The sequence below is a fragment of the Bradyrhizobium sp. UFLA06-24 genome, assembly GCF_054967145.1.
Genome location: NZ_JADFUE010000013.1, coordinates 144,038 through 152,580 on the forward strand (window position 1 = coordinate 144,038; position 8,543 = coordinate 152,580).

Consider the following 8,543-nt stretch of genomic DNA (forward strand, 5'->3'; position numbering starts at 1 on the left):
TCGGGCGACCGACTACCGCTTTAGCGTGAATTCGTCCGGGTTGCGGCGGATTTCCCACTTCGTCCGCTCGAGCTCGGGCTGGTCGCACTCCGCCTCGGGATAACCGATGCAGAGATAGGCGATGAATTTCCAGGAGGCGGGGACGTCGAGCACCGCATGGATGCGCTCCGGACTGAGGATCGAGACCCAGCCAATCCCAATGCCTTCGGCGCGCGCGGCGAGCCACATCGCGGTGATGGCCGCGACCACGGAATATTCCAAAGTCTCCGGCATGGTGGCGCGGCCGAGACCATGGCCGATGTCGCTTGCCTTGTCGGCGAAGATGGCCAGGTGGCAGGGAGCCTGTTCGAGGCCTGAGAGCTTGAGCGCGGCATAGCGGCTGGCGCGCTCGCCGGAATAGCAATTCAGCGCCTCGGCGTTGCACGCCCTGAAATCGTCGATCACCGCGCGACGCCGCGCGGCGTCGTGGACCATGACGAAGCGCCACGGCTGGCTCAAGCCGACCGACGGCGACAGACAGGCCGTCTCGATCAGCCGCTCCACGGCGCCGTCAGGCAGCGCTGTGGTGCGAAAGTGGCGCACGTCGCGGCGCCACACGAACAGCTCGCGCAATTGCCGGCGGAAGGTGTCGTCGAACTCGACCACGGCTCATCCTCCCGCATGAAGGAAGGCTGCGGCAACCAGCAGAATCAGAATCTCGCACGTCTGCTCGAACGCGCCGAGGATATCGCCGGTTTGTCCGCCGATCTGACGGATCGCGAGCCGCGCCAGCGTCAACCCCGCAATCGACAGCAGGACCAGGCCGACCAGCGCCTTGGCAGGCCCGAGCGCAAGGGCAAGCGCGAGCGTTCCAACAGCGAAGGCGATAGCGACACTGCGGCCCGGCGGCGTGCCAGCACTGGCCGCAAGTCCGTCGCGTCGCGCCGGGGGCACCAGCGACATGAAGGCCGGCACGCCCGCGCGTGACGCGGCATGTGCCGCGATCAATGCGAGCATCACGCCCGACGGACTGGCGATCGCGACCAGCGCGCTCCAGCGCAAGCCGAACGACAGGATCAGCGCGCAGACGCCATAGGTCCCGATCCGGCTGTCGCGCATGATCTCCAGCTTGCGCTCGCGCGTGCGTCCACCGCCGAGACCATCGGCGGTGTCGGCGAGCCCATCCTCATGCAGCGCGCCGGTGATGAGGGCTGTCGTTGCCAGTGTGAGCAAGGCGGCGAGATTGGGCGCGAGGCCAAGGCGGATTGCGATCTTGTAGGTCAGTGCGCCCGCAAGCCCCACCAGCAGTCCCGCAACCGGCAGCGCCCAGGTTGCGCGTGCGATGGCGCCGTCGCCTGATGGCTTCGACGAGGCCACCGGCATGATCGTGACGAAGGACGCAGCGATCCTGAGATCAGCTACGACGTCTTTCAGGATGTCGGCGCGCGGCGTCATTTCAGCTTCATCGGAAGGCCGGCGACCACGAACTCGACCTTATCGGCGACATCAGCAATTGTCTGGTTCATGATGCCGGCGGCATCGCGATAGCTGCGTGCCAATGCGTTGTCCGGCACGATGCCAAGTCCGACCTCGTTGGTGACAAAGATGACGGGACTCTTGAGACGGGGCAGGGCAGCGGCGAGCTCGCTCACCTCGCGCTCCCAATCGCGCTCCGCATGCATGAGGTTGGAGAGCCACAGTGTCAGACAATCCACCAGCCTTGCGCCGCCGCCATCGCTCGCGACGAGCGCGGCCACGAGGTCGAGCGGCGCCTCGCGCTCGATCCAGCCGGTTCCGCGTCGCGCGCGATGCCCAGCTATGCGTGCTTCCATCTCGACATCGAGCGCCTCGGCCGTAGCGATGTAGATCGGCGGCTGGTCCGGAAAGCTGCGCGCAAGCGCTTCCGCGCGGACGCTCTTGCCCGATCGCGCTCCGCCCGTGATCAAGATGACGGCCATCAAAATCTCCTGTGGGCCTGACTAATCACCAATCGCGGCCAAAGACAAAGCCGAAATCAGGGATCCGGGGGCTTGCGCTCAACCCTTGCTTTGCGCAACAGGGGCGGAGCAGGAGGCGGGCATGGGTTTTGCGGGCGCGATGGTGGTGGCGATGGCGGTGGATGCCCTCACGGGCTGGCCGTCACCGCTGTTCGCGCGGATCGGCCATCCCGTGACTTGGCTGGGCCGGTTGATCGGTGTCATCGATCGCGGCTGGAATCGCGCCTCCGATCCGCCGGCGATTCGCCGAGTCGCTGGTGTCGCTGGCGCGCTGTCCGTGATCGTGCTGGCGGTTGGGCTCGGTTGGCTGCTTCAGGTCCTACTTCCCTCGGGGTGGATTCAGATCGTGCTGGTCGGCGTCCTGGCCTGGCCGCTGGTCGCGCTGCGCTCGCTGCACGATCATGTCGCTGATGTCGCAACTCCTTTGCTGGCAGGCGACATCGGCGGCGCGCGCGAAGCGGTCTCGCGCATCGTCGGCCGCGATCCCGCCGCGCTCGACGAGGCCGGCATCGCGCGTGCGGCGATCGAGAGTCTCGCGGAGAATGCCTCGGACGGAATCGTGGCGCCAGTGTTCTGGGGCGCGCTGTTCGGCTTGCCGGGCATCCTCGGCTACAAGGCGATCAACACGCTGGATTCCATGATCGGCCATCGCAATGAACGTCACGAGGCCTTTGGCTGGGCGGCTGCGCGCATCGACGATGTCGCAAACTTCATCCCGGCGCGGCTGACCGGATTCCTGTTGGTGCTGCTGGCAGCGCGGCGATCGGAGGCGCTGTCGTGCATGACGCGCGATGCGCGCCGCCATCGCTCGCCCAATGCCGGCTGGCCGGAAGCGGCGATGGCCGGCGCGCTCGGCGTACGGCTCAGCGGGCCGCGCATCTATCACGGCAACGCGACCGACGAGCCCTGGCTCAACGAAGGCGCGCGCGATCCGCATGCCGAAGACATCTCCGAGGCGCTGGCGATCTACCGACGCGGTATGTTGCTACTCGCAGGTGTCCTTGCGATCCTGGCCATCGCATGAAAGAACGGGGCATGCGTGAGCACGGTGGAAATCTCGATCTGGCCCAGCAGCGTTTTGGCGGGCGCGCGGAAGACTGGATCGATCTGTCGACCGGGATCAATCGGCTGCCTTATCCCGTCGGCGACATCGCCGCGCATCATTGGCAGGCGCTGCCGTCGCGATCCGAGATCGAGGCGCTGCACCAGGCCGCCCGGCAGGCTTATGGCACGAAGGCTGCGATCGTCGCGATGGGCGGAGCGCAGGCTGTCATTCAGTTGCTGCCACAACTCACGCCGTCTGGAAAGGCGAGTATCCTCGCGCCAACCTATAATGAATATGCGCCGGTTCTGTCGGCCGCGGGATGGCAGGTCGAGGAGGTCAGGGAGCTCAATGAGCTAGCGGGGGCCAATCTTGCCATCGTCGTCAATCCCAACAATCCCGACGGCCGCCGTTATCTCCCAGCAGATCTGCTCGCGCTGTTGCCGCGCGTCGGTAGCCTCGTCATCGACGAGAGTTTTGCCGATCCCGTTCCCGAGCTCTCGCTCGCACCGGAAGCGGACCGATCGGGGCTAACAATCCTGCGCTCGTTCGGCAAGTTCTATGGCCTTGCGGGCCTGCGGCTCGGCTTCGCGATCGGCCATGCGGATGACGTGGGCAAGCTCGCAGCCATGTCCGGTCCCTGGCCGGTGTCGGGGGCGGCGATCTCGATCGGCTGCCGTGCGTTGTGCGATGACGTCTGGGCCAAGGCGACGTCAGCGCGGCTCGTGCGGGATTGCGCCCGCCTCGATAAGATGGCGCAAGGGCAGGGCTGGCGGCTCGTCGGTGGCGCGCCGCTGTTTCGTCTTTACGAAACCCCGGACGCGCTTGCCGCACGGGACAAGCTCGCACGGGGCCATATCTGGTCGCGTGTCTTTGCCGACCATCCAACATGGTTGCGCCTCGGGCTTCCCGGGCCCGAGGCTGAATGGGAGCGTCTCGCCGTGGGCCTAGCGCGCTAGCGCGAGCAGGCCTTCCACGTCGAGATGCTGTTCGATGTGATCGGCGAGGGCGTCGAGGGCGCTCTCGACCCTGGCGTGATAGGGCTCTTCGCCCGGGGCAATGTTGAGCTTGGCCAAATACGCCTTGCGGAAATCATCCGACGTGAACAGGCCGTGCAGATAGCTGCCCTGCACACGGCCGTCGGGCGAGATCGCGCCTTCCGGCTCCCCGTTCAGTCTTGCGAACGGGCGCGCGCGGTCCGGACCATCGGTGCTGCCGATGTGGATCTCATAAGCCTGGATCGGCTGATCCGTCGCCGCATGCACGGCCGCAACGCGCGTCAGCGTCTTCTGCGGGCTCATCAGCGTCGTGACATCGAGCAGGCCGAGGCCCGGCGTTTCGCCCGCGGGACCTTCGATGCCCTCGGGGTCGGCGACGCTGCGGCCCAGCATCTGATAGCCGCCGCAGAGACCGAGTACATGGCCGCCCCTGCGGTGATGCGCCAAGAGGTCGATGTCCCAGCCCTGCGCGCGCAGGAAGGCAAGATCGCCGCAGGTGGATTTTGAGCCGGGAATGATGACGAGCCTGACATCGCCCGGGATCGCTTCACCCGGACGCACCATCACGAGATCGACTGAAGGCTCGAGCTTGAGCGGATCGAGATCGTCGAAATTGGCGATCCGCGACAGCGCGAGGCAGGCGAGCTTGGTCCGGCCGGGCTTGCGCGCATCACTCAGACCCAGCGCGTCCTCGGCCGGCAGCTCGCTAGCACGTGCAAACCAGGGCAGCACGCCGAACCCGCGCCATTCCGTCTTCTGTTCGATGAGCTTGTAGCCGTCATCGAACAACGTGGGATCGCCGCGGAACTTGTTGATGACAAAGCCCTGGATCATCGCGGCATCGTCAGGGTCGATCACCGTCTTGATGCCGACGAGCTGGGCGATGACGCCGCCGCGATCGATGTCGCCGACCAGCACGACCGGCACATCGGCCTTGCGCGCAAAGCCCATATTGGCGATGTCGGCCTTGCGCAGATTCACCTCGGCCGGGCTGCCGGCGCCTTCCACCAGAACCAGATCGGCGCGCGCCTTCAGCCGCCCGAAGCTCTCAAGCACCGCGCCCATCAGCGACGGCTTCATGGCCGCATAGTCGCGCGCTCGCGCGGTTGCGATGCGCTTGCCCTGGACGATGACCTGCGCGCCGACGTCGGTCTCGGGCTTGAGCAGCACCGGGTTCATGTCGGTGTGCGGCTCGACGCCGGCGGCGAGCGCCTGCAGCGCCTGCGCCCGGCCGATCTCGCCGCCATCGACGGTGACGGCGGCATTGTTCGACATATTCTGCGGCTTGAAGGGGAGCACGCGCAAGCCGCGCCGCGTGAAGGCGCGCGCAAGGCCGGCGACGATGAGCGATTTGCCCACGTCCGATCCGGCTCCCTGGATCATCAGCGCGCGTGCCATCGTGTCTTCAGAACTCGACGCCGGCCTGCGCCTTGATGCCGGAGCGGAACGGATGTTTCACCAGCGTCATCTCGGTGACGAGATCGGCGATCTCGATCAGCTCGTCCTTGGCGTTGCGCCCGGTGAGCACGACATGCGTCATCGGCGGCTTCGAGGTCCTCAGGAAATCGACCACCTCGGCAATGTCGAGATAGTCGTAACGCAGCGCGATGTTGATCTCGTCGAGCACGACCATGCGCAAATTGGAATCGGATATCAGCTCCTTGGCCTTCTCCCAGCCGGCGCGCGCTGCGGCGATATCGCGGGCGCGGTCCTGGGTCTCCCAGGTAAAGCCTTCGCCCATGGCGTGGAACTGACAGAGTTCGCCGAAATGGCCGGTGAGCAGCCGCCGCTCGCCGGTATCCCAGGCGCCCTTGATGAACTGCACGACCGCGCAGGGGAAGCCATGGGCGACGCAGCGCACGATCATGCCGAAGGCCGAGGAGGATTTGCCCTTGCCGGCGCCGGTGTGGACGATGATCAGGCCCTTTTCGCCGCTCTTGGTCGCCATGATCTTGTCGCGGGCGACTTTGATCTTCGCCATTTTCGCGGCGTGCTTTGCGTCAGTCCTGGCGTCGGCTTCGTCGGCCGTTTGGGTATGCGGTTCAGGCGTCATGGGACGACAGTCCTTCGGCTTGACAAGAGGCGGCCACCGGCAAATGGTGGCCCTGCGTTGGTTCCTGTCCTATGACAGGCGAAGAGGGAATGCGATAGGGTCCGAATCGGCAGGATTTGGGTCCAAAATGCAGCCGCCCCCGCGACCGTGACCGGAGAGATGCCCGAAGCCACTGATCCCCCAGGGATCGGGAAGGCGGGGATCGAAGGGCAAAGACCCTGCTCCGCAAGCCGGGAGACCTGCCAGCGCGGACGAGTTTTGGACCGGCGGACGGGGTGTTCCGCGACGGGGAAGCGGCCTCGCAAGTCAGGGTCCGTGCGCCTCTTCGCCTCCCGCTGAATAATCTGGAAGAGGCGATGACCGTCACACTTCATGTCTGCATCACCTGCCGCGCCGGCCAGACGCTGGGCGAGGGCGAGGTCACGCCCGGCAAGCGTCTGCATGGCGCGATCCTGGAAGCCGGCGTGCCCGAGGGCGTCAGCGTGGTTCCCGTCGAATGCCTCTCTGCATGCAGCCAGGGCTGCTCGGTCGCGCTCAGCGCACCCGGCCGCTGGTCCTATGTCTATGGCCGGCTGTCGGATGCGAATGCGCAGGACGTGGTCGCTGGCGCCGCCGCCTATGCCGCGGCGCCCGATGGACTGGTGCCCTGGCGCAGCCGGCCGGAAATCTTCCGCAAGCAATCGCTTGCCCGCATTCCCCCCATTGTCGCGTTGCCGGAGGCCGCCGAATGAACTCGCTCGCAAAAGTTCCGGTCACTGTTGTCACGGGTTTTCTCGGCTCCGGCAAAACCACGCTGATCCAGCATTTGCTCAGCAATGCAGGCGGCAAGAAGCTCGCGGTGCTCGTCAACGAGTTCGGCAGCGAAGGCGTCGATGGCGAAATCCTGAAGTCTTGCGCCGATGCCAATTGCCCGGAAGAGAACATCGTCGAGCTCGCGAATGGCTGTATCTGCTGCACCGTTGCCGACGATTTCATTCCCACCATGGAGCAATTGCTGGCGCGCCCGGTGCGCCCCGATCACATCCTGATCGAGACGTCGGGGCTGGCGCTGCCGAAACCGCTGCTCAAGGCATTCGACTGGCCGGAGATCCGCTCGCGCATCACGGTTGACGGCGTGATCGCGCTGGCCGACGCCGAGGCCGTCGCCGCCGGCCGCTTCGCGCCGGATCCGGATGCAGTGGAGGCGCAGCGCGCGGCGGACGAGAATCTCGATCACAAGACGCCGCTGTCCGAAGTGTTCGAGGACCAGATCGCCTGCGCCGATATCGTGCTGTTGACCAAGGCCGATCTTGCGGGCACCGCGGGTATCGAGGCCGCCAAGGCTGCGATCACCGCCGAGATGCCACGCCGCGTGCCAATGCTGCCCGTGACGGATGGTGCGATCGATGCGCGCGTCATCCTCGGACTCGGTGCTGCCGCGGAGAACGATCTTGCCGCGCGTCCCTCGCACCATGACGGCGAGGAGGATCACGAGCACGACGATTTCGCTTCCGTCGTGATCGATCTTCCTGAAGTTGCCGACGTCGACGCGCTGGTCGCATCCGTCCAGAAGCTGGCACGCGAGCAGAATGTGCTGCGCGCCAAGGGTTATATCGCGGTCGCGGGCAAGCCGATGCGGCTGCTGCTGCAGGCGGTCGGCGAGCGCGTGCGCCATCAGTTCGACAAGCCCTGGGGCGCGGGCAACAGGCAGTCGAAGCTCGTGGTGATCGGCGAGCACGGCGACATCGACGAGGCCGCGATCAAAGCCGGATTGGGAGTCTGATGCACGTCGTCTTCCGCGAGAGCCGTGGTCTGGAAGAGACCGCGACGCCAAGGGATATCGGCCAGGATCCGGCCGATCTCGTGGTGCTCTCATTCTCGGATTCCGATCTCGCGGCGTTCGCGGCCGGGTGGCGGCGGGGCCGCGACAGCCTGCCGTCGCTGCGGCTGGCCAATCTCGCGGAACTGCGTCACCCACTGTCGGTCGACACCTATATCGAGCGCACGCTGTCGCAGGCGCGCGGCATTTTGGTGCGTCTGATCGGTGGCGAGTCCTACTGGCAATATGGACTTGCGGCACTTCAGCAGCTCGCAAAGGACCGCAACATCGTGCTGGCCGTGCTGCCGGCCGACGGCCGCGACGATTTGCGGCTCGATGCATACTCGACCTTGCCGGCCTCGACGCTGCGCCGGCTCAAGGTGCTTTGCGACACCGGCGGTCCGGTCGCGGCGCAGGCGGCGATTGCGCAGCTCGCGCTGGCCTCTGGCCTCTATGCCGGTCCTGTTACCGGCGAGATGGCCGTGCCCGAGATGGGTTTTTACGATCCGGCGCGGGGTGTCATTGCCGCGCCGCCGGACGGCGAGGGTCAACCACGCGTGCTGGTGACGTTCTATCGCTCCTATCTCACTGCCGCGGACACCGGCCCGGTCGATGCGCTGATTGCGGCGCTGCACGAGAAGGGCTTTGATACCTGCGGCTGTCTCTTATACACATC

9 protein-coding genes, 1 pseudogene and 1 riboswitch are annotated in these 8,543 nt (G+C 66.1%); of the genes and pseudogenes, 5 read left to right on the plus strand and 5 right to left on the minus strand.

Annotated elements, in window-relative coordinates; genetic code table 11:
• Window positions 1–12: 12 nt before the first annotated feature.
• The 3 genes from bluB to cobU are packed head-to-tail and all read right to left on the minus strand — an operon-like array spanning window position 13 to window position 1,937.
• Window positions 13–645, minus strand: coding sequence for a 5,6-dimethylbenzimidazole synthase (gene bluB / locus IF809_RS13885; protein ID WP_462837838.1), 633 nt, complete (start codon window positions 643–645; stop codon window positions 13–15).
• 3 nt (window positions 646–648) lie between these two features.
• Window positions 649–1,434, minus strand: a complete 786-nt coding sequence (gene cobS / locus IF809_RS13890) for an adenosylcobinamide-GDP ribazoletransferase (RefSeq protein WP_462837839.1) — start codon at window positions 1,432–1,434, stop codon at window positions 649–651.
• On the minus strand, window positions 1,431–1,937 hold the full coding sequence (cobU, locus tag IF809_RS13895) for a bifunctional adenosylcobinamide kinase/adenosylcobinamide-phosphate guanylyltransferase (RefSeq protein WP_462837840.1): 507 nt from the start codon (window positions 1,935–1,937) through the stop codon (window positions 1,431–1,433). The genes cobS and cobU overlap by 4 nt, the downstream gene beginning before the upstream one ends.
• A gap of 121 nt (window positions 1,938–2,058) precedes the next feature.
• On the opposite strand from cobU, the gene cbiB reads away from it, so the two are divergent.
• Both cbiB and cobD read left to right on the plus strand, forming a co-directional pair.
• Window positions 2,059–3,000, plus strand: a complete 942-nt coding sequence (gene cbiB / locus IF809_RS13900; RefSeq protein WP_462837841.1) for an adenosylcobinamide-phosphate synthase CbiB — start codon at window positions 2,059–2,061, stop codon at window positions 2,998–3,000.
• 11 nt (window positions 3,001–3,011) lie between these two features.
• Window positions 3,012–3,977, plus strand: coding sequence for a threonine-phosphate decarboxylase CobD (cobD, locus tag IF809_RS13905; RefSeq protein ID WP_462837842.1), 966 nt, complete (start codon window positions 3,012–3,014; stop codon window positions 3,975–3,977).
• Here the strand turns inward: cobD and IF809_RS13910 are convergent.
• Both IF809_RS13910 and cobO read right to left on the minus strand, forming a co-directional pair.
• A complete protein-coding gene (locus tag IF809_RS13910) occupies window positions 3,966–5,414 on the minus strand; it encodes a cobyric acid synthase (protein WP_462837843.1) in 1,449 nt (482 codons plus the stop codon). The two genes, cobD and IF809_RS13910, sit on opposite strands and share 12 nt — an antisense overlap.
• Before the next feature lie 7 nt (window positions 5,415–5,421).
• On the minus strand, window positions 5,422–6,069 hold the full coding sequence (gene cobO / locus IF809_RS13915; protein WP_462837844.1) for a cob(I)yrinic acid a,c-diamide adenosyltransferase: 648 nt from the start codon (window positions 6,067–6,069) through the stop codon (window positions 5,422–5,424).
• Window positions 6,070–6,110: 41 nt separating this feature from the next.
• A riboswitch (cobalamin riboswitch) is annotated at window positions 6,111–6,330 on the plus strand.
• Between the two features lie 95 nt (window positions 6,331–6,425).
• Here cobO and IF809_RS13920 point away from each other — a divergent pair.
• The 3 genes and pseudogenes from IF809_RS13920 to cobN form a co-directional block, all read left to right on the plus strand.
• Complete coding sequence (locus IF809_RS13920) at window positions 6,426–6,800, plus strand: DUF1636 family protein (protein ID WP_453979538.1); 375 nt, start codon at window positions 6,426–6,428, stop codon at window positions 6,798–6,800.
• The gene (gene cobW, locus IF809_RS13925) at window positions 6,797–7,831 is read left to right on the plus strand and encodes a cobalamin biosynthesis protein CobW (RefSeq protein WP_462837845.1); all 1,035 of its coding nucleotides are present in this window, start codon (window positions 6,797–6,799) and stop codon (window positions 7,829–7,831) included. Before IF809_RS13920 ends, cobW begins: the two co-directional genes overlap by 4 nt.
• A pseudogene (cobN, locus tag IF809_RS13930) lies at window positions 7,831–8,543 on the plus strand (cobaltochelatase subunit CobN); the annotation flags it as partial. The gene cobW and the pseudogene cobN, both read left to right, overlap by 1 nt.